The organism is Kitasatospora sp. NPDC056783, from assembly GCF_042789895.1.
GTDB lineage: Bacteria > Actinomycetota > Actinomycetes > Streptomycetales > Streptomycetaceae > Kitasatospora.
Window position 1 is genome coordinate 1 of the sequence record NZ_JBHUAF010000094.1, and the last position, 25315, is coordinate 25315.

General features: G+C 73.6%; 18 protein-coding genes. 12 read left to right on the forward strand and 6 right to left on the reverse strand.

All coding sequences use genetic code 11. The annotated features are described in order from the left end of the window. Positions 1–144: 144 nt before the first annotated feature. Positions 145–957 carry a hemerythrin domain-containing protein gene (locus tag ACFRMQ_RS16345; RefSeq protein WP_380731122.1) on the forward strand — a complete coding sequence of 271 codons (813 nt, stop codon included), beginning with the start codon at positions 145–147 and terminating at the stop codon, positions 955–957. Between the two features lie 175 nt (positions 958–1132). On the opposite strand, the gene ACFRMQ_RS16350 is transcribed toward ACFRMQ_RS16345, so the two are convergent. Beyond that, positions 1133–1726 carry a DUF6891 domain-containing protein gene (locus tag ACFRMQ_RS16350; protein WP_380731123.1) on the reverse strand — a complete coding sequence of 198 codons (594 nt, stop codon included), beginning with the start codon at positions 1724–1726 and terminating at the stop codon, positions 1133–1135. Positions 1727–1796: 70 nt separating this feature from the next. On the opposite strand from ACFRMQ_RS16350, the gene ACFRMQ_RS16355 reads away from it, so the two are divergent. Next, positions 1797–2759, forward strand: a complete 963-nt coding sequence (locus tag ACFRMQ_RS16355) for a DUF1152 domain-containing protein (RefSeq protein WP_380731124.1) — start codon at positions 1797–1799, stop codon at positions 2757–2759. A gap of 96 nt (positions 2760–2855) precedes the next feature. Here the strand turns inward: ACFRMQ_RS16355 and ACFRMQ_RS16360 are convergent, their stop codons facing one another. Next, the gene (locus ACFRMQ_RS16360) at positions 2856–3419 is read right to left on the reverse strand and encodes an FHA domain-containing protein (RefSeq protein ID WP_380731125.1); all 564 of its coding nucleotides are present in this window, start codon (positions 3417–3419) and stop codon (positions 2856–2858) included. A 146-nt stretch (positions 3420–3565) separates the two neighbouring features. Then, a complete protein-coding gene (locus tag ACFRMQ_RS16365; protein WP_380731126.1) occupies positions 3566–4114 on the reverse strand; it encodes a DUF1697 domain-containing protein in 549 nt (182 codons plus the stop codon). 103 nt (positions 4115–4217) lie between these two features. Between ACFRMQ_RS16365 and ACFRMQ_RS16370 the strand changes: the two genes are divergently transcribed. Further along, entirely contained in the window at positions 4218–4688 is a 471-nt protein-coding gene (locus tag ACFRMQ_RS16370; protein WP_380731127.1) for a pyridoxamine 5'-phosphate oxidase family protein, read from the forward strand. Between the two features lie 50 nt (positions 4689–4738). Here the strand turns inward: ACFRMQ_RS16370 and ACFRMQ_RS16375 are convergent, their stop codons facing one another. After that, a complete protein-coding gene (locus ACFRMQ_RS16375) occupies positions 4739–5095 on the reverse strand; it encodes an arsenate reductase family protein (RefSeq protein ID WP_380731128.1) in 357 nt (118 codons plus the stop codon). 156 nt (positions 5096–5251) lie between these two features. On the opposite strand from ACFRMQ_RS16375, the gene ACFRMQ_RS16380 reads away from it, so the two are divergent. The 7 genes from ACFRMQ_RS16380 (at position 5252) to ACFRMQ_RS16410 (ending at position 12388) form a co-directional block, all read left to right on the forward strand. Beyond that, positions 5252–6472, forward strand: coding sequence for a cytochrome P450 (locus tag ACFRMQ_RS16380; protein ID WP_380731129.1), 1221 nt, complete (start codon positions 5252–5254; stop codon positions 6470–6472). 190 nt (positions 6473–6662) lie between these two features. Further along, positions 6663–7763: a PP2C family protein-serine/threonine phosphatase gene (locus ACFRMQ_RS16385; protein ID WP_380731130.1), complete on the forward strand. Its 1101-nt coding sequence runs from the start codon at positions 6663–6665 to the stop codon at positions 7761–7763. Between the two features lie 721 nt (positions 7764–8484). Next, positions 8485–9765 (forward strand): lysine N(6)-hydroxylase/L-ornithine N(5)-oxygenase family protein, encoded by a 1281-nt coding sequence (locus ACFRMQ_RS16390; RefSeq protein WP_380731131.1) that lies wholly within the window; start codon positions 8485–8487, stop codon positions 9763–9765. A gap of 76 nt (positions 9766–9841) precedes the next feature. Next, the gene (locus ACFRMQ_RS16395) at positions 9842–10507 is read left to right on the forward strand and encodes an FMN-binding negative transcriptional regulator (RefSeq protein ID WP_380731132.1); all 666 of its coding nucleotides are present in this window, start codon (positions 9842–9844) and stop codon (positions 10505–10507) included. Between the two features lie 8 nt (positions 10508–10515). Further along, complete coding sequence (gene solA / locus ACFRMQ_RS16400; protein ID WP_380731133.1) at positions 10516–11667, forward strand: N-methyl-L-tryptophan oxidase; 1152 nt, start codon at positions 10516–10518, stop codon at positions 11665–11667. Further along, a complete protein-coding gene (locus tag ACFRMQ_RS16405) occupies positions 11664–12167 on the forward strand; it encodes a hypothetical protein (RefSeq protein ID WP_380731134.1) in 504 nt (167 codons plus the stop codon). Before solA ends, ACFRMQ_RS16405 begins: the two co-directional genes overlap by 4 nt. 35 nt (positions 12168–12202) lie before the next feature. Continuing rightward, on the forward strand, positions 12203–12388 hold the full coding sequence (locus ACFRMQ_RS16410; protein ID WP_380731135.1) for a 2-hydroxymuconate tautomerase: 186 nt from the start codon (positions 12203–12205) through the stop codon (positions 12386–12388). A 93-nt stretch (positions 12389–12481) separates the two neighbouring features. On the opposite strand, the gene ACFRMQ_RS16415 is transcribed toward ACFRMQ_RS16410, so the two are convergent. Both ACFRMQ_RS16415 and ACFRMQ_RS16420 read right to left on the reverse strand, forming a co-directional pair. Next, a complete protein-coding gene (locus ACFRMQ_RS16415) occupies positions 12482–13552 on the reverse strand; it encodes a Rieske 2Fe-2S domain-containing protein (protein WP_380731136.1) in 1071 nt (356 codons plus the stop codon). Positions 13553–13595: 43 nt separating this feature from the next. After that, a complete protein-coding gene (locus tag ACFRMQ_RS16420) occupies positions 13596–15335 on the reverse strand; it encodes a BTAD domain-containing putative transcriptional regulator (RefSeq protein WP_380731137.1) in 1740 nt (579 codons plus the stop codon). A gap of 576 nt (positions 15336–15911) precedes the next feature. On the opposite strand from ACFRMQ_RS16420, the gene ACFRMQ_RS16425 reads away from it, so the two are divergent. After that, positions 15912–17315 (forward strand): cytochrome P450, encoded by a 1404-nt coding sequence (locus tag ACFRMQ_RS16425; protein WP_380731138.1) that lies wholly within the window; start codon positions 15912–15914, stop codon positions 17313–17315. 427 nt (positions 17316–17742) lie between these two features. Next, positions 17743–25299: an SDR family NAD(P)-dependent oxidoreductase gene (locus tag ACFRMQ_RS16430; protein WP_380731139.1), complete on the forward strand. Its 7557-nt coding sequence runs from the start codon at positions 17743–17745 to the stop codon at positions 25297–25299. The last annotated feature ends 16 nt before the right edge of the window (positions 25300–25315 follow it).

Sequence of the window (25315 nt, forward strand, 5' to 3'; positions counted from 1 at the left end):
CCTGTCGACCGGCTGTCCGCAGGCCCGTGACCTGCGCGTCAATCGGACATTGATTGGTTTCTGATCGACTGCGAGCACCTTGGCTGGGGCGGTCCTCGACCGGCCGCCGCCACCCGCCGTGCCCCAAGCCGTGAAGAGAGTGCCATGCCCATCCACCTGGTGTCCCTGTCCGCCCCCACCGCGCCCGCCCAGGGCCCGCCCGGAGCCGACTCCCGGAGCGCGGACGCGTACGGGCGGGCCGCGGCGGAGGAACCGGCCACCCCGAGGTTCGCCGGGCTGCGCCTGGTGCACGCCGCGATGCGCCGGGACCTCGCCCGGCTGCCCACCGCGCTGCGGCTGCTCCAGCCCGGCGAGGACGACAAGGGCGAGGCGCTGCTGCGGCACTGGAACTTCATGACCGCGATGCTCACCTGCCACCACGAGCAGCAGGACACCCGGCTCTGGCCGATCGTGCGCCGCTTCGCGCCCGAGCTGCGGCTGCTGCTCAACTGGCTGGAGGACGACCACCACAACCTGGACCACTCCTTCACCCGGGTCACCACCCTGGTGCGGATCGCCAGCCGGGACGCGGGCAGTGCCTGGCCGGTCGCGTACGCGATGGAGGACCTGGCGGCCCGGCTGGAGACCCACCTGCGGATCGAGGAGCGGCAGTTGCTGCCCCGGATGGAGCGGGTGATCACGGACGGCTCCCGGCTCGGCGGGCTGGGCGAGCTGCTGGACCTGCTGCGCCTGGCCGACGGCCCGGGCCTGCCGGACGCGCTGGCCTGGCTGCTGGAGGGGGTGGAGCCCGACACGGTCGATCGGCTGCTGGCCGAGTGCGACGACGACGTGGCCCGCAACTGGCCGCACTGGCACGCGACCTACCAGCGCTGCACCTCGTCGCTGTGGGGACCGGGGGACGGTTCGGGCGGCGGCGCCGGTGCCGGCTTCGGCGGCCTGGGAGTCGTCGCCGACTGACTCGGGGGTGCCTCCGGCTTCCCTCCGGCTTCCCTCCGGGGCGCTTTCGGGATGATCGAGGGGTGCTTTCGCGGGCTGGTGATCCACGCGCATGGCACGAGCCTCCGGCCGGTGCCGCGCGCGGCTTCCGCCCCTGCCCGGTTCCGTCCCTGCCCGGTTCCGGCCGGGGCCGACGTCAGTCCGGCAGACGGTTGAGCCACTCCAGCGGGGCGACCCGGATCGCCGCGTGGGGCGAGCCGTCCCACTCCGCCGGAAGACCGACCGCGGCCAACGCCGCGACCACGGCCCGTCCGACCTCCACCGTCCGGCGCTCCGACACCTCCGCCGCCTCCTCCTCGGCCCGGAACCCGCCGTAGCGCAGCATCAGTCCACGCCCGGCGGCCGCCGCCTCGGTGTCCTGCTGGTGGAAGAAGACGAAGCCGACCGAATCCTCCCCGGCCTCGCCGCCGATCTCCGCGTAGCCGCAGCCCGCGCAGCAGGTGAAGTCCATCGCCGCGACGATGCCCTGGTCCTCCAACGCGTCGAAGGCGTCCGCCAGCCGGTCCACGTCGGTGACCTCCGGCCACGCGGCCTGCTCGGCCAGCCGCTCGGTCCACAGCGGAGCGACGATCCGCTCCGCCTCCTCCTCGGTGAGCCCCTGGCCGTCGAGGACCTCGACCAGGGACTCGGCTATCTCGTCCGGCTCCTGGAAGCCGCACCGGATCAGCTCGCGGGCCAGCTCCTGGGCTTCGCGCAGCACAACGGGGTCGAGAGCCGTCTCCTCGGTCATGCCGGCATCCTCGCACCCGCCACCGACAAACCCCGGGCCTCCGGCGTCACCGGCCTGCTACCGTCCGCCGATGACCTCTCTGCTGCAACCACCGCTGATCACCCGGCTGCTGGCCGCCGAGCGCATCCTGATCGCCGGTGCCGGCGGCGGGTTCGACGTGTACGCCGGGCTGCCGATCGCCCTCGCCCTGCGGGCCGCGGGCAAGGAGGTGCACTTGGCCAACCTCTCCTTCACCCACCTCTACGGCCTGCCCTCCGAGGTCTGGGAGGAGCCCGACGTGGCCCGGATCGGACCGGACACCGCCGCCCCCGAGGGCTACTTCCCGGAGCGCACCCTGGCCCGTTGGCTGCACCGGCACCGGATGCCCGACACCGTCTGGGCCTTCCCGACGGTCGGCGTGCGGCCGCTGCGCGACGCCTACCGCGCGCTGGTCGCCCACCTGGGCGTGGACGCGATCCTGCTGGTGGACGGCGGCACCGACATCCTGATGCGCGGCGACGAGGTCGGACTCGGCACGCCGGAGGAGGACATGGCGAGCCTGGCCGCGGTCGCCGGCCTCACCGAGGTGCCCGAGCGGCTGGTGGCCTGCCTCGGCTTCGGAATCGACGCCTACCACGGCGTCAACCACTCGCTGGTGCTGGAGAACCTGGCCGCGATCGACCGGGCCGGCGGCTACCTCGGCGCCTTCTCCATCCCGCGCGAGAGCCGGGAGGGCGTGCTCTACCTGGACGCCGTCGAGCACGCCCGGGCCGCCTTCCCGGAGCACCCCAGCATCGTCAACGGCTCGGTGGCGGCGGCGCTGCTCGGCCGGTTCGGCGATGTCCGCTTCACCGACCGGACCAAGGGCGAGGAGCTCTTCGTCAATCCGCTGATGACGCTCTACTTCGGCGTCACGGTCGAGGCGCTGGCCGCCGAGAACCGGTACCTGGACCGGCTGGAGCGCACCGTGATGATGCGGCAGATCGCCACCGTCATCGCCGAGTTCCAGGACGAGCTGCCCCGGCAGCGGCCGCCCCGGCAGTTCCCGCACTGACCCGGGAAGGGCGGGGCCGGCGTTCCCGGGGCCGGCTTCCCACCGGGTCGGCATTCCCCAGGGTCGGCATTCCCCAGGGCCGGAGTCCGGCCCGGGTCAGAGCGCGGCGAGCCGGAACTCCAGGTTCCCGAAGCGCACCTGGTCGCCCGGCCTGACCCGTACACCGCCCGCGATCCGGCGCCCGTTCACATGGGTGCCGTTGGTCGAGCCGAGGTCGTACAGCACCCAGCCGTCCCCCTCCTGCCGCAGCTCGGCGTGGTTGCGGGACACCGAGGCGTCGTGCAGCCGCAGTCCCGACCCGGGGAGCCGGCCGATCGTCAACCGCACGGCCCCGGCCTGCGGCAGGCTCAGCCCGGGCAGCCGCTCGGTGCGCCAGGCGCGGTTCAGCCGGTCGCCGAAGGCGGAGGCCCGCCCGACCGTGCGCAGCACGAAGCGCTCGACCGGCCCGCCGGTCGGCAGCCCGGCCACCGCCGCGTCCAACTCGCCGCGACTGGTGGCCTGGAGGACGATGTCCATCCGGCCGAGGAAGGTGTCGTGCGAGAGCCGCCCGCTGCCCGCGCCGTCCCGCAGCATCCCGAGCGCCTGCTCCCGTTCGGCGTCGGAGGGCCGGACCGCGCCGGTCGGCCGGACCGCGCCGGTGGGCAGCTCAGGAGACGTCATGGCCAAATTGTCGGCGCGGCCGACTCCGGCTGTCCAGGTCGCGCCGGGTGCGGGCGCGGGCTTCGTGCGTCATGGCAGTGCAGACGCCGTGCCCGGCCGGGCGGTTCCGCGTGCCCCGGCCGGGTTTCCGGTGCGCTCACGCGCCGTCAGGCCTTCCGGGCGGCGGCCAGGATCTTCTCCGTGGTGTGCAGGAACCGGGAGGTGACCGCTCCCCGGTAGGCCTTGCCGAACATGTCCTTGGTGACCCACTTGCCGTCCCGGAGGTGGACCACGACGTACGCCGCCCCCGGATCGGCGCCGAGCACCTCGACGTCCCCCTTCGGCGAGCGGTGGGGCAGGGCGAGTCCGTCCGGCAGCGGTTCGGAGAGGAAGGCGACGACCAGCCGGATGTCCGGAGTGACCTCGACGTCCCGGAACGGCTCGGCGGCGAGCAGTTCGGCGACCTCGTCCACCGTCCGCAGCAGCACCGGCACGGGGTACCCGAGCGACCGCTCCAGGTGCTCCTCGATCCGCCCGGTCAGCGCGGCGCGGTCCGGCTCGTCGGTGGTGAAGAAGACGTTGCCGCTCTGGATGTAGGAGCGGACGTCCCCCAGCCCGAGCTCGGCGAAGAGCGCCCGCAGCCGTTCCATCCGCACCGTCCGGCCGGTGACGTTGATGGCCCGCAGGAAGGCGATGTACGTGGTCGTGGTGGTCACCCCGCCAGTGTGGCACCGGGCACCGACAACGGTCCGGCGCCCGGCGTCCCCGTCCGGTCGTCCGCGCCCGGCGGTTGTCGGTGCCCGGTGCCAGACTGGCGCCATGGTTACCTGGCAGGATTTCGAGCACGAGGCCCCCGACCTGGCGCCGCTGGTCCGGGCCCGGTTCGAGGCGAACAAGCACCACGTCCTGGCGACGCTGCGCAAGGACGGATCGCCCCGGGTGAGCGGGACGGAGATCGACTTCGTCGGCGCCGACCTGTGGCTCGGATCGATGTACGGCGCGGTCAAGGCGCGTGACCTCCAGCGCGACGCCCGCTTCGCGTTGCACGCGCACCCGGGCGACGAGACCATGGCCGGCGGGGATTCCAAGGTGGCCGGCCGGGCCGTGGAGATCACCGACGAGACCGAACTCGCCGCCTTCGCCGCCGATCTGCCCGAGCCGCCGCCCACCCCGTTCCACGCCTTCCGGCTGGAGCTGGACCACGTGGTGCACACCGCCCTGGAGGGCGACCACCTGCTCGTGTACAACTGGCACCCGGGCCGGCCGGTGGAGAAGATCGAGCTCCGCTGACCGGCCCGGGCAGCGGCCGTACGGCAGCGCGGCCCTGAGGGGGAACAGCCTTACGGCAGAACGGACTTGAGCGCTTCGGGGGTGCGGGCCACGACGGCGTGCCCGTCGTCCGCGGTGATGATCGGGCGCTGGATCAGGACGGGGTGCTCGGCCATCGCCGCGATCCAGCGGCCGCGGTCACCCGCCTCCCGGGTCCAGTCCTTCATCCCCAGGTCCTTCGCCACCTGCTCGCTGGTGCGGGTGATGTCCCACGGCTCCAGGCCCAGGCGCTCCAGCACCTGCTCCAGGTCGGCCGCGGTGGGCGGCTCCTCCAGGTAGCGCCGCACGGTGTACTCGACGCCGGCGCCGTCCAGCGCGCCGAGCGCGGTCCGGCACTTGCCGCACCGCGGGTTGATCCAGATCTCCATGCCGGCCACCCTACCGAGCCGTCGGCCGCCATCCCGGGACCCGCCGCCCCGGGACCCGCCGCCCGGGGCCGCTGTCCGAGTCGGTCCGTACGGGAACTCCACCGCGCCCACCGGCGGTTCACCCACCAGGAATCGTCATCTCGGGAGGGGTACCGAATGGACGGCGCGGCGATCGTCGAGCGGCTGATGGGCAAGGAGGGCACGGCCGACCCGTACCCGCTGTACGCGCGGGCCCGCGCGCTGGGCCCGGTGGCCCCGGCGGGGGAGGGCATGTTCCTGGTGAGCGGCTACGCGGCGGTCAACAAGGTGCTGCGCACGCCCGCCTTCGGCGTCGAGACCGCCGACCTGATGTCCGGCCTCGACCCGCGGTTCCTCGGACACTCCTCGCTCACCCTGCTCGGCCGCTCGATCCTCCAGCGCAACGCCCCCGACCAGCCCCGGGTCCGTTCGCTGATCGCCTCGGTGTTCACCGCCCGCCGGGTCGCCGCGCTGCGTCCGGCGGTGGAGGCGGCGGTCGGCCGGCTGCTGGACGGCATGGCCGAGCAGGGCGCCGACGGCTCCGCGGTGGACTTCATGGACGCCCTCGCCTTCCGGCTGCCGGTCGGGGTGATCTGCGAACTGCTCGGCGTCCCCGACGAGGACCGCTACCGCTTCCGCGGCCTCGCCTCCGACCTGACCGTCGCCCTGGAGTTCATCCAGGACCCGGACGAGCTGACCGCCGCAGACAAGGCCGCCGACGAACTGTCCCGGTACTTCACCGAGCTGGCCGCCGAACGCCTGGCCCGCCCCCAGGACGACCTGGTCAGCGACCTGGCCCGGATCGCCGCCGACGCGGGCGACGAGCGGATCTCCGCCGAGGAACTGCTGGCCAACCTGGTCCTGCTGCTGGTGGCCGGCTTCGAGACCACGACCAACCTGCTCGGCAACGGCCTCGCCCTGCTGTTCCGCCACCCCGAGGCCGCCGCCGGCCTGCGCAGCGGCGCCGTCACCCCGGCCGGGTTCACCGACGAGGTGCTGCGCTTCGACTCCCCGGTCCAGCTCACCGGGCGGGTCGCGCTGGAGGAGGGCCTCGCCGTCGAGGACCTGCCCGTCCCGCTCGGCCGCGGGCTGATCCTGCTGATCGGCGCGGCCAACCACGACCCGGCCCGGTACGAGCGCCCCGAGGTGTTCGACCCGACCCGCACCGACAGCCAGCCGCTCAGCTTCGGCGGCGGCACCCACTTCTGCCTGGGCTCCCAGCTGGCCCGGCTGGAGGCGGAGGTCGCGATGCCCGCCCTGCTCGACCGCTTCCCCCGGCTCGCCCCCGGCGGCGTCCCCACCCGGCGCGACCGCCTGGTGCTGCGCGGATTCGACACCCTGCCGGTGACCGTCCGCTGACGTCCTCTGACGGTCGGTGCCCGACAGGGCGCCGACCAGCGGTTCCCGGGACCGGAATTGGCTCCTCCGGCCCCGTGGACCGGGACGTTCGGCCATGCGCGGCCGGGCCACCCGTGGGGGAGCATGGTGGGACCAAGCCGGTCAATCCGGACCGATCACCCGGAACGGCCGCCCGCCAGGAGGTCCCTTCGTGTCCACAGCGCCCCGCCCGCCGCGCCCCGCGGCGCTGGAGCCCAAGGTGCCGCGGTGGGTTCCCTGGCTGCCGGTGATCCTGCTGGTGCTGGACCTGGTCGCCGAAGCCGTCGTCCCGGACGCCGTCTCCGCCGGATTCCTGCTGACCGCGCTGCCCGTGGTGACGGCGTTCAGCTACGGCCCGGCGGTGACCGCCGCCGCCACGGCCGGCTCCCTGGCGCTCCAGCTCGCCCTGGCGCTGCGCACCCACCACGTCAACGAGCAGCACCACATCTGGGTCTACATCGCGACCCTGCTCTCCGGAATCATGGGCACCGCGCTGTCCTGGCAGCGTACCCGGCAGAACCGCAACCTGCTCCAGGCCCGGACGATCGCCGAGACCCTCCAGCGCACCGTACTGCGCCCGGTGCCCGAGCGGCCCGGCGGTCTGCGGGTGGCCGGCCTCTACCGCCCGGCCCAGGCCGACGTCCTGGTCGGCGGCGACCTCTACGAGGTGTGCGACACCCGCTTCGGCGTGCGGATGCTGCTCGGCGACGTCCGGGGCAAGGGCCTGGGCGCGGTCCGCACCGTCGCCGACGTCCTCGGCGCGTTCCGGGCGACCGCGCACGACACCCCCGGACTGGTCGACCTCGCCGACCAGCTGGACCGCGCGGTGCTGCGCGACGCCGCCGAGCGCGGCGACGACGAGCTGTTCGTCACCGCCATCCTGCTCCAGTACCGGCCGGGCTCGGACTCCGTGGAGATCGTCAACCGCGGCCACACCACCCCGCTGCTCCTCGGCGGGGGCGGCATCGCCCCGGTGTCCTGCGCCGACGAGCTCCCCCTCGGCCTCGGCCACCTCGGCCCCGCCGGCGACCGCAGCAAGACGATCACCGTCGCCCTGCCCCCGGGCCACACCGTCCTGCTCTACACCGACGGCGTCAGCGAGGCCCGCGACACCACCGGCGCCTTCTACCCCCTCGCCCCCCGCCTCGCCACCCTCGGCACCACCGCCCCCGACCGCGTCGTCTCCTTCCTCGCCCAGGACGTCCACAACTACGCCGGCCTCCTGGCCGACGACCTCGCCCTCCTCGCCCTCACCCCGGACGTCCCGCGCTGACCAGGCCCTGTCCGGACCGGGCCCTGTCGAGCTTGGTGATCGTGAGTGCCCGAGCTCGATCGGCGGGAGGCCTGGAAGGCGGACCCGTCGTACGGGCCGGCGGGCGCGCTCCTCCCCGGGCGGCGCCGACGGAGGCGATGCCGGATTACTTCCAATCGGTCTGAGCGTGTCGCGGGAGCGACGGATTCGGCCCCTATCTGACGGGCAGTCATCACATTCGCGCGGGGTGGGCGGAGCGGGAATTCGCGGACGCATCCGTGGGCGGGAATCCGTGGGCGGGAATCGGCGGTCGGTCGGGGTGATCGGGCGGTCGACTCCGGCTCGCGGGGCGGGAGTTCGGCGTGCGTGCAGGTCGGAATGCCGGGCAGGGGGGTGGTCGCGGGCGGGGTGGGGCGTCGGGGTGGCTCTGCCGGCCCGGCCGCTGCGGGGATTGGGCGGGAGCGGGTGTCCCGCGCCGCCGCATTGGCCCCCCCGGCCGCGCGTGATGAGTCGTCAGTCTTGTTTACCAGCAAGCAATCCGAAGGGCTACAAAGTCGCTCAGGGTCGGGTTCGAACCGGCCAAAGCGGATCGCGATCGGGCCAGAGCCGACAGCGCTGCTTGTTTGAGCGGGGGGCCCGCTCAAGGATGAGTCCGGCCCCGCCCCGGCTGCACCACGGTCCACGGGGGCATCGCGGACGCCGGGACGCAACCCGTTCTCCACTTCGTCAGAGGAGCCCCACCATGCCGGAAGCGGTGCTCGACCTGGTCGGCGTCGGATTCGGACCGTCGAACCTGGCCGTCGCGCTCGCGCTGGACGAAGCGGGTGCGACGGCCGGGTGCGACGCGCTGTTCCTGGAGCGGCAGCCGGCCTTCGGCTGGCACACCGGAATGCTGCTGGACGAGGCGACGATGCAGGTCTCGTTCCTCAAGGACCTGGTCACCATGCGGAATCCGGCCAGCCCGCACAGCTACCTGTGCTACCTGCGGGACCGGGGCCGGCTCGCCGCGTTCATCAACCAGAAGTCGCTGTTCCCGCTGCGCATCGAGTTCCACGACTACCTCGCCTGGTGCGCCGAGCGGGTCGGGCACCTGGTGCGCTACGGCGCGCAGGTGGTGGACATCCGTCCGGTGCCCGGTCCGGACGGGGCCGTCGACCTGTTCGACGTCGTGGTGCGCCGCGACGGGGCCGAGGAGGTCCACCGCACCCGGAACGTGGTGATCGCCACAGGCCTGCGGCCCTGGCTGCCGGACGGCATCGAGCGGTCGGACCGGGTCTGGCACACCTCGGAACTGCTGCACCGGCTACCGGAGTTCGAGTCCGTCGCGCCGCGCAGCCTCACCGTCGTCGGTGCCGGGCAGAGCGCCGCCGAGGTGGTGGCGCACCTGCACGGGAGGTTCCCGGAGGCCGAGGTGCGGGCCGTGTTCGGGCGCTACGGGTACAGCCCGGCGGACGACTCCCCGTTCGCGAACCAGATCTTCGACCCCGACGCCGTCGACGAGTACTACGTGGCGCCCGAGGACGTCCGTCGCCGGTTGCTCGACTACCACCGCAACACCAACTACGCGGTCGTGGACCTCGAACTGATCCAGGACCTGTACGCGCGCTCCTACCAGGAGCAGGTGCGGGGCACCCGGCCGCGGCTGGTCATGATGAACGTCAGCCGGGTCGCCTCGCTGTCGCAGGAGGCCGGCGCGGTACGGCTGGCGGTGGAGCACCTGCCCACCGGGGAGCTGACCGAGTTCGAGACGGACGCGGTCGTGTTCGGCACCGGGTACCGCCCGGCCGATCCGCTCGCCCTGCTCGGCTCGTTGGCCGACCAGCTCAAGCTGGACGACCAGTCCCGCCCGCACCTCGACCGCGACTACCGGCTCGTCACCACCGACCGGATCCGCGCCGGGATCTACCTGCAGGGCCCGACGGAGCACACCCACGGCCTGGCCTCGACGCTGCTCTCGGTCACGGCGGTGCGCGCCGGCGAGATCCTCGCGGCCGTGACGGCCGGGGTTCCCGCCAGGACCTAGGTCCTCACCGCGTCCGCCCGATGGCCGGGGCCCCGGAGGCTTCCGGGAGGTCGGGCAGGCTCCCAGGAGAAAGGAGATGCACGAGATGTACGTTCCGAAGATCTACCAGTCCCCGGACACCGAAGCCGTCCGGCTGATCCGCGAGTACCCGCTGGCCCTGCTGCTGAGCAACGGACCCGCGGCGCCGTTCGCCACGCACCTGCCCGTGATCTTCCCGCCGGCCACCGAGCCCGAGGGGATCGAGTCGCTGAGCGGCGTCACGCTCTACGGCCACCTCAACCGGGCCAACCCGCACTGGGAGACGCTGTACGAGGGGCAGCACGCGACCCTGGTCTTCCAGGGCGCGAACGCCTACGTCTCCGCCGCCGTCTACGAGAAGACCCCGGCCGCCCCCACCTGGAACTTCGCCACCACCCACGTCCACGGCCGCGTCCACCCGATGCCCGCCCGGGAGGACGCGCTCGACGTGGTGCGCTGGACGGTGGCGGCCTTCGAGGCCGAGCACGGCCTCGGCTGGGACCCGAGCCCGTCGCTCGACTACTTCGACAAGATCGTCGACGGCGTCGGCGCCTTCCGCTTCACCGTCGAGTCGGTCGACACGATGCTCAAGCTCAGCCAGGAACAGGCCGACCGCACCAGGGACAAGGTGGTCGCACACTTCGCCGCCAGCCCGGTCGGGCTGCGCCGGGAGGTCAGCCACCTGATGACGACCGCCGCCCCGACCGCCACCACCGGAGAGTGAGAGAGAACGTGACCGAAACCGCTGACGTCCTCGTAGTCGGCCTGGGTGGGCTCGGCAGCGCCGCGGCCTATCACCTCGCCGCGCGCGGCAGCCGGGTGATCGGCATCGACCGGTTCGGGCCCGCGCACGCGCGCGGTGCGAGCCACGGCGAGAGCCGCGGGGTCTGGAAGGCGTACTTCATGGGCGCCGGGTACGTCCCGCTGCTCGACCGCGCCTACGACCTCTGGGACGAGCTCGGCGAGATCCGCGGCGAGACGCTGTTCCACCGCACCGGCGGGATCTGCGTCGGCCCGTCCGGCGGCGCGCTCGTGCCCGCCGCGCTCACCTCGGCCCGGGAGGCGGGCCTGGAGTTCGAGTACCTGGAGAGCGACGAGATCCGCTCGCGCTTCCCGGAGTTCAACCCCGGGCCGGGCGACGTCGCCGTGTGGGACCCGTCCTCGGGCTACGTGCGTCCCGAGCAGGTCGTCACCGCGCACCTCGACCTCGCCCGCGAGCACGGCGCGGACCTGCGGTTCGACGAGAAGGTGCTGGACGTCTCGGACACCGGCAGCGGTGTGCGGGTGCGCACGGAGACCGGCGTGTACGAGGCCGACCGCCTGGTGGTCGCGGCCGGCGCCTGGGCCCCGCAACTGCTCCCCGAGCTCCAGCCGCACATCAAGGTCATGCGGAAGGTGATGCTCTGGTTCGACCCGATCTCGCGGGCCGAGGACTTCTACCCCGGCCGCCAGCCGTACTGGATCTGGGAGGGCGAGAACGGCACGGTCGGCTACGGTCACCCGGCCGTCGACGGCCCCTCCGGCGGCGTCAAGGCCGGCATCCACAGCGGCGGCGATCTCGCGGACCCGGACTCCCTCGACCGCCACGTCAGCACGCGGGACATCGAGGCCGTGCGGGAGTTCCTGGCCAAGCGGATCCCGGCGCTGCCCGGCCGCTACCTGCGCAGCCGCGTCTGCATGTACGACAACTCGCCGGACCTGGGCTTCATCATCGGCCCGTCGGCCCAGAGCGACCGGATCACCGTCGCCGCCGGCACCTCGGGCCACGCCTTCAAGTTCGCCCCCGCGCTGGGCGAGGTGATCGCGCAGCTGGCCACCGAGGGCACCAGCACCCACGACATCTCGCTGTTCGACCCGCGCCGCCTGACCGACGCGAACGCGTGACCGACGTGGGCCGCACCGTGCACCCGGGCCTGACCATCGCCATCACCGGCACGCGTCAGACCGAGTCGCGACACGACGTCCTGGCGGAGCTGTTCGAGCGCGTGCTCGCGCCGTTCGCCGACGTACCGGCCGCGGACCGCGGCTGGCTGCTCGGCGGCGCCGCGGGCGTCGACACCTCGGCGCTGCGCTTCCTGGCCGGTCGCGACGCCGGCCGGCTGGTCGTGGCCGTCCCCGTGCGGTGCGCCGACCAGCCGGCGGACGCGCGGGAGGCGATCGAGCAGGCGCACGCCGCGGGCCGGGTCGAGCGGATCGTCGAGCTCGACCACCCCGAGGGCATCGGCGCGGCCGCGTTCACCGCGCGCAACCGCTGGCTCGTCGACCACAGCGACCTCGTCATCGGCTTCCCGCTGACCGGCACCGATGACGGGTCGGGCACCTGGGAGACGCTCGCGTACGCGGCCGGACTCGGCAGGCCCTACCTCGTCGCTCCGCTCAGCTGACCCACCGAATCCCCGACCCCCTTGAGGAGAGCCACATGCCCATGATCCGCGTGCAGATGTTCCCCGGTCGTACCTCCGAACAGAAGGAAGCCCTCGTCCAGGAGTTGACCGAGGCGATCGTGCGCACCTGCGACGCCAAGACGGAGGACGTCTGGGTGATCATCGACGAGGTCGAGCGCGAGAACTGGGCGCTCGGCGGGACCATGTACTCCCGCCGCTAGTCACTGTCCGGATCGGCGCCGGACACCGATGAACTCCCCGCGGACCGCGGGGAGTTCATCGCCCATCCCGGACAGGGCCGGGTCGCTCCGCGGTCAGGCCCGGCCGGCCGGTTCCTCCAGGGGGTAGAACTGCCCCGCCCAGCCCCGGTACCGGCCGATCGCGCCCTCCGCGGAGGTGAGCGCGGGGTCCGGCAGGTACCGCTTCCGGTTCCAGATCCGGGCGTCCTGGACCATGTGGTGGACCACGGTCCACATGAGCGCCCGCCCCGCCACGGCGGACAGCGACACGGCGGCGGCCTTCCGGGGCAGGGGGAAGTTCGGGCGCGAGGCGGCGTCCGTCATGATGACCACCCGCAGCCGGGTCCGCCACGGCCCGACCGGGGTCGCCGTGACCACCACCCCCAGCGTCATCCCGATCTGATGGAGCGTCACCTCGCCCGACGCCAGGCCGAGTCCGGACAGGGCCAGGCCCTGCTCCACCCGGATGGTCCCCAGGCCGACGGAGAGCCTGATGGCCGCGCCGAAGGCGATGCGCAGCAGCGGCCCGTCCTCCAGCGGCGCCTTCACCTCGCGGAGCGCGACGTTGTGCACGACCGCCTGGTGCTCGTAGTCGACGAAGCTCTCCATGACCTCCTGCGGGTGCGAGGTCAGGACCGTGCTCCACGTGGCGGCGGGCGCGAACCGGTCGTCGGGCAGCTCCGAAGGCTCCCAGGAGGGCGGCGCGGCGTCGTGGCCGTGCCAGACGTAGACGACCCCGCCCCGCTCGCGCACGGAGTGCCGCCCCAGTGCGGCCCGGGGCGGGGTGCCGCCCGGCGCCCTGACACAGGACCCCTCGACGTCGAAGGCGAACCGGTGGAACGGGCACACCAGGTGCTCGCCGTCCACCGCCCCGCCGGCGCCGAGGTGGGCGCCCAGGTGGGGGCAGTGGGCGTCCACGGCCCGCAGGACGCCGCCCCTGGTGCGGTAGAGGACGACGTCGCGCCCCGCGAGGCGTCGGTTCACCACCGCGCCGGCCGGCACCTCGCGGGACAGTGCCAGGCAGAACCAGCCCGACGGGTACGGCAGTGGCACCCGGTCCTCCGCTCCCGCGGCGAGGTCGGCCCGCGACGGACCGGCTCCCGGCCGCAGGAGATCCCGGAGCCCGGCCAGCGATCGCCTGTTCACGTCTTCCTCCTCGTTCCACTGCTCACGGCCGCCACCCGGGCGGTCAGTCCTCTTCCTCCCGCGCCTTCTCGGTCGCGTAGGCGCCCATCAGGTCGTCGAAGCGGTACCGCCTGGCGGCGTACTCCCGGATCAGGTGCGCGTAGGCGAGCCCGGTGAGGGCCTGCATCGCCGCCAGGGTCGGCACCTCGGCCAGCCGTCCCGCCTCGGCGGCGGTGATCTCGCGCACCCGGTGCGCGCCGAGGACGCGGAACATGCGTGCTTCGGTGCGGGTCAGGCGCCGGTAGGACCACGAGAAGGCCGTCCGGATGTCGCCCGAGGCCCGGCCGCCGCGCAGCACGTTCAGCCGGTTCTGCTCGCTGCGCAGTTCGTCGGCCAGGTGGCGCAGCGGGACCATGGGCCTGCCGACCGCTCGGGTGGCCGCGATCACCAGCGCCAGCGGCAGTCGCGCGCACGCCTCGGCCATCTCGGCGAGGACGGCGCCGTCGACGGCGAGGCCGCCGGCGGCCAGCCGGCTCGCGAGCAGGGCCGTCGCCTCGGCCCGGGAGGGCAGGTCCAGGGTGGTCAGCCGGGCGCCGTGCGAGGTCACCAGGCCGGTGAGCTTGCGGCGGCTGGTGATGATGACCATGCACTGCGGGCCGGCCGGGATCAGCGGCTGCACCTGCGCGCTGTCGTACGCGTTGTCGACCAGGATGAGCATCCGCCGTTGCGCGAGGGTGGTCCGGTACAGGTTGGCGTAGGCGGCCGGGCACATCGTGTCCGGATCCGGCAGCCGGATCAGCGGGGCGAGGACGGACCGGATCGCCTCCTGGGCGTCGACCGGGTCGGTCGCCGGGCCGAAGGCGCCCAGGTCGATGTACAGCTGCCCGTCGGGGAAGCGGTCCGCGATCCGGTGGGCGAGGTGGAGGGCGAAGGCCGTCTTGCCGATCCCCGGGGGGCCGCACAGCACGGAGACCACCGGGGAGGAGCCGACCGGCGACATCCCGTCCGCCACCTCGGTGAGCATCTTGAGCTCGGCCTCGCGCCCGATGAAGTTCCGTGGCTCGGCCGGGAGTTGGTGGGGAACGGCGACCGGTGGCCGGGGGGTGTCGGGCTGCTGGGGGCGCGGCTCGCGGGCGATGTCGGCGTGGATCCGCTGGGGCGGGACGGGCAGGGTCAGGGCCTGCATCGGGTCGTCCGCCAGGATGAGCTGCTGAAGGTGCCGCAACGGGCCCCCGGGGTCGATGCCGTAGTCCTCGACGAGGAGCCGGCGCGCCTGGGTGAAGGTGTCCAGCGCCTCCGCCCGCCTGCCGCACCGGTACAGGGCGAGGATGAGCTGCTCCCACCGGCGCTCCCGCAGCGGCTGCGCGGCGGTGAGCGACATCAGGAACGGCAGCAGTTCGTGGTGCTGGCCGAGGGTCAGCCGGGCGTCCACCAGCGACTCCTGGGCGGCATGGCGGTGTTCGAGGAGTTCCGAGACGACCGGCTGCATGATCGGCGTGGCCGGGATGTCGGCCAGCGGAGGGTCGCCCCAGGTGTCCAGGGCGCGCTGGAACAGCCGGGCCGCGGCGTCGACGTCGCCCAGCAGCTGGGCCGTCCGCGCCTGCTGGGCCAGGCCCCGGAAGCGGTCCAGGTCCAGCACGTCGCCCTCGTGCAGGGCGAGGCCGTAGCCGTCGCGGCCGGTCTGTAGCCGGCCCCTGATCGGTGTCACCTTGCGGAGGCCGTAGAGGTTGCTCCGGAGTGCGCCGCCCGGATCGCTGGGCAGGTCGGCCCCCCAGAGCGCGTCGGCGAGATATTCCTTGCTCACCCGGCGTTCGCTATTCAGCAAGAGGATGCACAGGGTGCTCCGCTGGCGGGGTCTCATAGTTGCCAGGGGGGCGCCGTTCGCGGAACGCACCGTAGCCGACCCGAGGATTGCGAACTGCACTGACGCCCCCCGTTCGAGTAGCGGCTCCCGTGAACCCGGAACCCGTGGAACGCCTGGGTTCCGGACGCGCGCCGCTATTGAATCATTAATTCGATGGTGGTCGTCAAGGCCCATCGGCGGTTTTAGCCAGGAGCGGTCGGGCCATGTTTGGAGTTCCGTTTGTGATCTTTGGTCGGCAATCGTCGCCAGGGGGGCCGGCTCCGGCGCCCCGCAGGCGATCCCGGAGCGCCTTCCGGTGTGGGCGATTGGCCGGGGTTCAGTCGGCTAATACGGGGACCACCAGCGGGATCACGTCGCGATCACGCTCGAATCACGCACCCGTCGCGATCACGCTGATAGTCTGTGCTGTCGCGAAAGGCGCTCATTTGTGTGGCATCAGTAAAACACTCGGTCATTCATTATCGGCCCTTTCCCCAAATGGGCCGGAATGGAACTCGACGCACCCGGGAGGGTCGCATGCGCAACTCGCTTGCAGGCAAGAGGACCACCACGTATCCCGGTGAGGGCATTCCCGTGGCGCCCGGCGCACTCCCCGTCGTGGGCCATGCGGTGAGGGCCCTGCGCGACCCGCGCGGATTCCTGCGCTCGCTGCCCACGCACGGCGACGTCATGAGCATCAGCGTCGGCCCGCTCAAGGCGGTGATGGTCTGCGACCCGGAGCTGACCTCGCAGATCCTCCTCAACGACCGCGTCTACGACAAGGGCGGCCTGTTGTTCGACCAGGCCAAGCAGGTGTTCGGCGACGGCCTGGTGACCTGTCCGCACTCCATGCACCGGCGGGAGCGCCGGCTGGTCCAGCCCGCGTTCCACCGCAACCGGCTCTCCGGCTACGCCCAGGTGATGACCGAGGGCACGAGCCTGATGACCGGCAAGTGGCGCCACGGTCAGATCCTGGACATGCCGGCGGAGATGCTCGGCCTGACGATGCACAACATGCTCCAGGCGATGCTCGGCGGGACACTGCCCCCGCAGGACCTGCGCCGGCTGGTCGGCGACGCCATCGAGGTGCAGCACGCGACCTACCGGCAGATGTTCCTGCCGGCCGTGCTGAACCGGATACCCACCCCGGGCAACCGGCGCTACCAGCGGGCCCTGGCCGGGCTCCACAACACCGTGACCGACATCATCGCCAAGGCCCAGGCCAACCCGGAGGACCACGGGGACCTGCTCTCGGCGCTCCTGGCGTCCCGCGACACCGGCGCCTCCGAGTGCCCCGTCGGCGGCCAGAGCGAGCGCCTGAGCAGCGCCGAACTCCGCAACGAGGTGCTGACCTTCCTGGTGGCGGGCTCGGAGACGACGGCGATCGCGCTGTCCTGGGCGCTGTACCTGATCGCCCGTCACCCGGACATCGAGCGGCGGCTGTGGGCCGAGGTCGACCGCGTCCTGGACGGCAAGCCGGTCTCCCTGGACCACCTGCCCGACCTGAAGCTCGCCGACCAGATCATCACCGAGACGCTGCGGCTGTACCCGCCCGCCGGAATGATCTGGACCCGGACCGTCACGGCGGACACCCGCCTGGGCGACTACGACATCCCGGCCGGCACGACCATCGCGTACAGCTCCTACGCATTGCACCGCCTGCCGCACTACTACCCGAACCCCGACGCCTTCGACCCCGACCGCTGGGACGCCGAGAAGCGGCACTCGACCCCGCGCAACAACGCCTTCCTCACCTTCGGCGGCGGCGCGCGCAAGTGCATCGGCGACCAGTTCGCCGTCACCGAGGCCGTGCTGGCGCTGGCGGACATCGCCTCCCGCTGGCGGCTGGAGCCGATGCCCGGCCAGGGGCACCCGGCCATCACCACCTCGATGGGGCCGCGTGAACTCAAGATGCGACTGACCGCCAGGGCAGCCGCATAGGCGCACAGAACACGGCGCGAGCACACGGACCGACCCGGGCCGGCGAGGCTGTTCCCGCCGCCCGGGGGGACCGGTGTGCCGCTCGCGCGGGTCGCCCGTGCCCTGGAGTGGGGAAACCTCCAGGGCCGCGGGGCGCACCCGCCGATCTCCGGCAACGCGGTGGCGTTCCCACGGTGTGACGCGGCGCGAGCCCGCAGGACACCGTGCGGTGGACCGTGCCCCGCCGAACCCGGTCTTCTCCACTCCCCACCGGACACCGGTCCCCGGACGGGGCCGGCCCGAGTTTCCGAGAACCACTTTCCGAGAACCACGAGCAGCCGCGCGGACGGCCACAGGATCCCCTGTCCGGAAACGCGGGCGGTCACGCATGTGAGAAACGCAAGCGGTCACGCGTGTGGAAGAAATATGTGAAAGGGCGGGCGCAGTGATGGTGAGTCAGGAACGAGTCGGCACGAGCGGTGCCAGGACTGCCGAGGGCGCGGGGGAGCCGGTCGCGGTGATCGGGGTGGGTCTGCGCCTCCCCGGAGGGATCACCACCCTGGGCGGGCTGTGGGCGGCCCTGGCCGGCGGCGAGGACCTCGTCACGTCGGTCCCCGGTGACCGGTTCAGCACCGACGATTTCGTGATCGACGGCGGCGGGGTGCGGCCGGGGAAGGCCTACACCGGCGCGGCCGGGATCTTCGGGGACGTCTGGGGGTTCGACCCGGAGTACTTCGGCATCTCGCCGAAGGAGGCCGCCCAGATCGATCCGCAGCAGCGGTTGCTGCTGGAGTGCGCGGTCGAGGCCTTCGACGACGCCGGCGTCGACCCGCGGCTGCTGGCGGGCTCGGACGCGGCGGTCGTGATGGGCCTGACCGTCCAGGACTACTGGGGCCTGCTGCTGCGCCGCCCCGGGGTGATGAACTCGTTCGCCCCCACCGGAACCGGGGCGTTCAGCGCGGCGAACCGCCTGTCCTACCTGTTCGACTTCCACGGGCCGTCCCACACGGTCGACACGGCCTGCTCCTCCTCCCTGACGGCCCTCCACCTGGCGGCCGAGACGGTCCGTTCGGGCCGTTGCGACGTCGCGCTGGCCGGCGGCGTGAACCTGGTGCTCGGCCCGGGCGGGCACGTCATCTCCAGCCAGGCGTCGATGCTCTCCCCGACGGGGCGCTGCCACTCGTTCTCGCAGGACGGCGACGGCTTCGTCCGGTCCGAGGGCGCGGGCGTCGTGCTGCTGAAGACCCTGAGCCGCGCCCTGGCCGACGGCGACCGGGTGCACGCGGTGATCAGGTCATCGGTGGTCAACGCCGACGGCCGGACCCTCGGGATGTCCATGCCGGGCGCGGCCGCGCAGGCGGCGATGCTGGAGCGCGCGTACGCCGAGGCCGGGGTGACCGCCGACCAGGTCTCGTACGTGGAGGCCCACGGGACCGGCACGGCCGCGGGCGACCCGGCCGAGTGCGAGGCCCTGGGACGGGTGCTGGGCCGGCGGCGCAGCGGGAAGCCGCTGCCGATCGGTTCGGTGAAGTCGAACCTGGGACACCTGGAGGCCGCGGCCGGCATGGCGGGCCTGTTCAAGGCCCTGCTGGTGCTCCGCGAGCGGCGGGTGCCCGCGACCCTGCACGCGCAGCCGCTGAACCGGTCGATCGACTTCGGCGGGCTGGGGCTCGACCCGGTGACGGCGATGCGGCCGCTGGACGGCGGCCCCGGCACGCGGCGCATCGCCGGCGTGAACTCGTTCGGCATCGGCGGCGCGAACGCGCACGTGGTGCTGGAAATGCTGGACGCGCAGCCGGCCCCGGGCGCCGACGAGGGCGGGTCCGCCCCGGCGGGCGCGGCCGTGCCGGTGGTGGTCACCGGCCGCACCGAGGCGGCGCTGCGCGAGGCGGCGCTGGCGATGGCCGACCACCTGGAGGCCATCGACGACTCCGCCCTGGCGGACGTCGGGTACACCACCGTGCGGCGGCGCGAGCGCCGCGAGCTGAGCGCGGCCGTGCTGGCCACCAGCGGCGCGGCGGCCGCGCGGGCGCTGCGGGAGCTGGCGGAGAAGGGCGCGTCGGACGAGGCGGCCTCGGCCGTCAGCACCTCGCGCGGACGCGTCGGGTTCGTCTTCAGCGGCAACGGCACCCAGTGGCCGCGGATGGGCGCGGAACTGCTGGGGCACGACGCCGCCTTCACCGCCGAGGTGCGGGCCGTCAGCCGCGAACTGGAGCCGCTGCTCGGATGGTCGGTCGAGGCCGAGATGGCCACGCCCGACAACGCCCGGTGGGCGCTGACCGAGGTGGCGCAGCCGATGCTGTTCGCGCTGCAGGCCGGCCTGGTCATGTCGCTGCGCGAGCGGGGCGTGCTCCCGTACGCGGTCTGCGGCCACAGCGTCGGCGAGGTCGCGGCCGCCTACTGCGCCGGCGTGTTCGACCGCTCCCAGGCGTGCCGGGTGATCGCGCACCGCAGCATCTCGCAGGCACCCACCTTCGGGACCGGGCGGATGGCGGCCGTGGCGCTGTCGCCCGCGCAGGCCCAGTGCCTGCTCGACGAGACGGGGGCGGCCGACCGCGTGGTGGTCGCGGCCGTGAACTCCCGCAACGACGTCACCCTGGCCGGCGACAGCGAGACGCTGGAGGCCCTGGAGGAGCGCTGCGCCGCCGACAGCGTGTCCTTCCGGTTCCTGCGCCTGGACTACCCCTTCCACAGCCCGGCCATGGACGCGGTCCGCGGCCCGCTGAAGGAGGGCCTGGGCGAGCTCGTGGCCGGTCCGGGCGGGATCCCGCTGATCTCCACCGTCACCGGCCGCGCGGTCGCGGACGGGGAGATGGACGCCGACTACTGGTGGCGCAACGTGCGCGAGCCGGTCCGGTTCGCCGACGCGGTCGCGGCGCTGGTCGGCGAGGAGCACGGCTGCGATGTCCTGGTCGAGGTCGGCCCCCACCCGGCGCTCAGCGGCTACCTGCGCCGCATCGCCGGCGACGAGGGCGCTTCGGTGGAGGTCGCGTCGACGCTGACCCGGATCAGCGCCGGTCCGCGGACCCTGCGCGGCACCGTGCTGCGCGCGGTCGCGGCCGGGGCGCGGCTGGACTGGGACCGGTTCTTCCCCCGGGGCTGTCGCGTCGTCGACGTCCCGGCCTACGCGTGGCAGCGCCAGCGCTTCCAGCTGGGCGACCCCTCGTGGTGGTCCGACCACGAGATCGCGCCGGTGCCGCAGCCGCCCGCGTCCAACCCGCTGCTCGGCCGGCGCCTGCTCGCGGGCGACCCGACCTGGGGCCGGGAGCAGAGCGCGGCCTGGATCGGCGACCACAAGGTCGGCGAGGCCGTCGTCATGCCCGGCACGGGCTTCCTCGACATGGCGCTGTCGGCGGCCCGCGAGGTGCACGGCGGGCCCGTCGAACTGCTCGGCATAGCCATCGCCCGGTCGCTGGTCCTGCCCGGCGAGCCCGGCGCGGCTCCGGTGCGCACCACGACCACCGTCCGCCCCGACGGGACCTTCGTCGTCGCCGGGCACACCGGGCACGACATCGAGGCCGTCCAGCACGTGAGCGGGCGCTGGCGCGGCCTGGCCGACGGCCGGCCCGCTCCGCTGGACCTGGCGGACCTCGCCGGGCGGATCGGCGAGAGCGTCGACATGTCCGACCACTACGAGGCCTGCACCGCGGTCTCGCTGCACTACGGGCCGGCCTTCCGGACGCTGGAGACGCTGGCCGTCCAGGGCAGCGAAGGACTGGCGAGGCTGCGCACGGACCGGTTCGCCGACAGCGAGCACCAGGCCCGCGTGGTCCTGCTCGACGGCTGCCTCCAGGCGATGCTGCCGCTGTCCGCCCGCGCCGTCACCGGCTCCGCGCAGCCCTACGTCCCGCACCTGCCGGTGTCGATGGGCAGCGTCCGCGTCTGGGGCCCGCTGCCCGCCGCCGTCGTGGCGCACATGCGGCTGACGGCCGTGACCGAGACCGGCCTCATGTGCGACATCACCGTCTGCGACACCGACGGGACGGTCCTGCTCGACCTGGTGGACGTGTACGCGCGGCGCATCGAGAACACCGGTTCGCCCGCGCCCCGGGTCTACGACGAGGTGCTCAGGGCCCGCCCGCGGATGACCGCGCTGCCCGGCACCCCCAGCCCGCTGCCCGATCCCGCCCGGGTCATCGAGGACTGCGGCCCGGTCGTCGCCCGGCTCGACGAGGCGTTCCGGGAGGCCGGCTACAGCGGCCACATGGAGCGGTCCCGGCAGCTGAGCGCGCAGTTCATGGCGGCCGCGGTGGACCGCATCCTGGAGTCCGCGGTGGCACGGGGCGCGATCGAGCCGGTCGGCCAGGCCGGCGAGCGGGTCTTCACCATGGACGACCTGAGGAGCGCGGGCGTCCGGGAGAGCCTGGGCAAGATGGTCGAGACGATGCTGGCGATCGCGGTCCGGTACGGGCTGGTGACCGCCCGTCCGGAGGGCGGCTGGCAGCAGAGCGGCACCCCGGTTCCCGAGGAGCTCGTGCAGGGCTGGCTCGCCGAGTTCCCCGAGCTGATCGTGATGTGGCAGGCCGCCGCCTGGGTCGGCCGCAGCCTGCCCGGCGTCCTCACCGGTGAGGCGGAGGGCCTGGAGGTCCTGTTCGGCGAGTCCGGTCCGATCGCCGCGCAGGTCTACAACCACGACCCGGGGCTCACCTACCTGTCGGACGCGGCCGTGGCGTACCTCGGCACCGCCCTGGCCGACTGGCCGGCCGACCGGCCCCTGCGGATCCTTGAGATCGGCGCCGGCACCGGCGGCTTCACCGCCCGGATCCTGCCCCACCTGCCGGCCGACCGCACCCACTACGTCTACACCGACGTCTCCTCGGCGTTCTTCCCCAAGGCCGAGGCCCGCTTCGCCGCCTTCAACTTCCTGGAGTACCGCGCGCTGGACCTCGGCGTCGACCCGCTCGACCAGGGGTTCGTGGCGGGCTCCTTCGACCTCGTCATCGCGAGCAACGCCCTGCACACGACCACCGACATCACCCGGGGCATGCGCCATGCCGCCACGCTGCTGGACGACAACGGCCAGCTCGTCGCCCTGGAGATGCACAGCAACGCCTACGTGGCGACCCTGTTCGGCATCCTGGACTCCTTCTGGGACTCCACCGACACCGAACTGCGGCCGGCCGGCGCGGCGCTGACCCGCGATCAGTGGGCGCCCGTGCTGGAGCGAGCGGGCTTCTCCACCAGCGCGTTCCTGAGCGCGCAGCCGGACGTCGAGGGCGTTCCCGCCTCGGTGATCGCGGCGGTGCGCGCCCCGGGCGCCGGACCCGCCGGCGAGCAGCGGGAACAGGAGGCGGACGTCGCGGCCTCCCCGTGCCTGCTGATCACCGAGAACGGGAACGGCACGGCCGAGGGCCTCGGCGCCCTCGTGGCAGCCGCCCTGACCGCCACGGGAGCCCGCGAGGTGACGGTCTCGGCCTTCCAGTCGCCGACGGACTGGGCGGCCCTGCTGCCGGCCGCCGGGCCGGTCGATGTCGTGCTGATCGCCGACGACACCGTGCCGGCGCCGGCCGAGCGGATCACCGAGCGGGTCGCCCGGGCCTGTGCGGAGCTGAGCGCCCTGGCCGCCGCCTGCGCGCGGGCCGGCGGTGACCTCCAGCCCACCCTGTGGCTGGTCGCGTCGACGACCGCCGACAGCCTGGACGCCCCGATGACGCACACCGGTTCGGCCCTGTGGGGTGCCGGCCGCAGCCTGGCCAACGAGCAGCCGCTGGTGACGGTCCGCAGGATCCGGGTCGTCGCCGCGACCGAGGGGCCGGCGGAGCGGGCGGCCGGCCACGTGGCGTACGAGATCACCCACCCCGACGCCGAGGACGAGTGCGTGATCACCGCGCACGGCCGGTTCGCCGTGCGGGTGCGGGCGGTGCCGGAGACCCGGCGGACCCGTGCCCACGGCACCACCGCGCAGTTCGCGCTGACCGTGCACGGCGAGGCGGGCGCCCCGCCCCGGCTGGTCTGGCAGGACAGCGCCGTCCCCGCCCCCGGGCCGGGGGAGATCACCGTGCGGGTGCAGGCCGCGGCCCTCAACAGCAGGGACGCCCTCTTCACCACCGGGCGCCTGCTCCCGCCGCGCGGCGCGCGTCCGGGCGACGTCCACCTCGGCTGCGAGGGCGCGGGCGTGGTGACCGCAGTCGCGGACGACGTCACCGGCGTCGTCCCGGGCGACCGGGTCGCCGGGATCACGGCCGGCGGCTGGCTGGCCTCGCACATCAACCTGCGCGCCGACCGGGTGGTGAAGCTGCCCGAGCAGGTCACCTCCGTCGCGGCGGCGACCCTGCTCACCGCCTGGCTCACCACGCACCACGTCCTGGGCCACCTGGCCGACGTGGGACCGGAGGACAGCGTCCTGGTCCTGGGCGGGGCCGACGCGACCGGGCTGGCGGCCGTCGACTTCGCCCGGCGCGCCGGGAGCCGCGTCATCGTCGGCGCCGCGACGCCGGCGCTGCGCGCGCTGCTGAGCCTGCCGGGGATCGACCACGTGGTGGACTCGGGTGCGCCCGGCTTCGCCGAGGAGGTCCGCCAGGTCACCGGAGGCGGTGTCGACGTCATCCTCGACCTCGGCGCCATCACGCCGGACCTGCGCCAGCGCGCGCTGGACCTGCTGACGCCGGGCGGGCACTTCTTCGACGTGGCGCCGACCCCGGCGCCGCTGCGGATGCCGTCCCTGGAACGCGGTGCCACCGTGCACGCCGTCGACGTGGTCGGCTGGTTCGAGCAGCCCTCCGCCAGGGTGGACCGCTGCCTGCGGGACCTGCAGAAGATGATCGACAGCGGCGAGTGCGGCACGGTGCCCCACACGGTCTACTCCGCGGACCGGATCCACGAGGCCATGGACGGCGTCCTGGCGGGCCAGGGGGCCGGCAAGACGGTCATCCTGCTGGAGGACGGCGTCCCGCTGGACCGCGCCGCCGACGCGCCGGTGCTGGACGCCACGGCGACCTACCTGGTCACCGGTGGTCTCGACGGCTTCGGCGCCGAGACCGCCCGGCACCTGGTCCGCCGGGGAGCGCGCCACCTCACGCTCGTCAGCCGGCGCGGCACCGAGGCCAACCCGAACGCCGCCGGCCTGGTCAGCGGCCTGAACGCCCAGGGCGTCCAGGTGGAGGCGCGCTCCGTCGACGTCTCCGACCCGGAGGCCGTCGACCGGCTGTTCCGCGACATCGACGCGGGCGGACGCCGGCTCGCCGGGGTGGTCCACGCCGCGATGGTCCTCGATGACGGCGAGATCACCGACCTGTCCGCCGAGCGGTACCTCACCGTCCTCGGCCCCAAGCTCACCGGAGCGCTCCTGCTCGACGCCCACGCCCGCGAGCGGGACCTCGACTTCTTCGTCCTGTACTCGTCCTTCGCCGCGCTGCTGGGCAACCGGCGGCAGGCCTCCTACGCCGCGGCCAGCCTCGCGCTGGAGAACATCGCGCACCAGCGCCGGCACGACGGCCTGCCCGCCACCGTCCTGCAGTTCGGTGCCATCTCCGACGTCGGCTACGTGCTCCGCACCGGGATCACCTCGGTGATGAGCGACTACGGCATCCTGCCCATGACCTCGGCCCAGGCCCTGGACCGGTTCGACATGCTGCTCCACGACCCGGACACCACGGTCTCCGCGGTGGTCGCCGAGTCCCGGGGCCGGGAGCAGGCGCTGATGGCCTTCCTCCCCGCGGTCACCGCGCCGCGCACCGCGATGCTGGTGCACACGGCGGACGCCGGCGACGACGACAGCCTGCTGCCGCGCCTGCGGGCCGCCGCCAGCGCCGAGGAGGCCCGCCCGATCCTGCTGGAGGCCCTCACCACCTGGCTGGCCTCCGGTCTCCACACCACGCCGGAGCGCGTCGACGTCGGCCGCCGCATCGACCAGCTCGGCGCCGACTCCCTGACCGCCACCGAACTCATCGGCCACATCCGCCGCCACACCGGTTGCGCGATCCCGGCCCCCGAGGTGATGACCGCCTCGGTGACCGGCATCGCCACCACCGTCCTCAACCAGCTCCGCCCCGACAGCCAGTCCTGACGACCCCGTGCCGGGG